1 protein-coding gene is annotated in these 1,008 nt (G+C 71.8%); it reads left to right on the top strand.

What is annotated here, in order from left to right; translation table 11 throughout:
* Positions 1–67: 67 nt before the first annotated feature.
* Positions 68–1,008 (top strand): IS5 family transposase gene (locus tag ACH4K4_RS38720; RefSeq protein ID WP_398175095.1). Its coding sequence is split into 2 segments (ribosomal slippage): positions 68–440 and positions 440–1,008, totalling 942 coding nucleotides; the frame shifts between segments, so codons are not numbered across the junction.

Below are 1,008 nucleotides of genomic sequence, written 5' to 3'. Positions count from 1 at the left end.
CTAGGCCATTTCTGACGGCTCTTGTCGGGCGGGGTGGATCAGGTTTCGGGTCGGGCAGGCGTCGGGCATGGTGCGGCGACATGAACTGACCGATGCGCAATGGCGGGCGATCGAGCCCTTGCTGCCGGCCAACGGCCGACCCGGTGGGCAGTGGGCAGATCACCGCACGGTGGTCAACGGGGTGCTGTTCCGGGCCCGTACGGGGGTGCCCTGGCCGGACCTGCCGGAGCGGTACGGCCCCTGGCAGACCGTCTACGAACGGCATCGCCGCTGGTCGGCGGACGGTACCTGGCAGCGGATCCTGGCCGAGCTGCAGATAGAGGCCGACGCCGGCGATCCCGACGGCGCCCTGGCCCGCGAGTTGGAGCGGGAGTGGGCGGTGAACATCGACTCGACCTCCTGCCGGGCCCACCAGCACGCGGCCGGGGCCCGGCACCGGCCGCCCCGCGACTTTCCCGAAAAGGGGGCGGGGCGCGTGTGGAGGCCGATGGACGGGAGGCGATGGGACGCTCGCGGGGCGGGGTGACCACCAAGGTCCACCTGCTGGCCGACGACCGGGCCCGCCCGCTGACCTGGCTCACGTCACCGGGCCAGCGGGGCGACAGCCCCATGCTCCTGCCGGTGCTGGAGACGCTGCGCATTCACCGCCGCGGGCCCGGCCGGCCACGCCGTCGCCCGGACCGGGTGCGCGGCGACAAGGCGTACTCCAGCCGCGACAACCGCGCCTACCTGCGCCGCCGGGGCATCAAGGCGACCATCGCGGAGCCGGACGACCAGCGGGTCAACCGCCACCACCGTGGCCGGGCCGGCGGCCGTCCACCCGCTTTCGACAAGGTCCAGTACCGCCGGCGCAGCGCGGTCGAGCGCTGCGTCAGCAAGTGGAAACAGTTCCGGTCGGTGGCCAGTCGCTATGACAAGCGCGACTACATCTTCAACGGCACGCTAACCGTCACTGCGATCGTCATCTGGCTCCGCGACACCATCCAAGAGCCGTCAGAAACGCCCTAG

The organism is Streptomyces sp. NPDC017529, from assembly GCF_044329785.1.
Taxonomy (GTDB): domain Bacteria; phylum Actinomycetota; class Actinomycetes; order Streptomycetales; family Streptomycetaceae; genus Streptomyces.
Note: the sequence above shows the minus strand (reverse complement) of the source record. Positions and strands in the feature narration are given on the sequence as shown.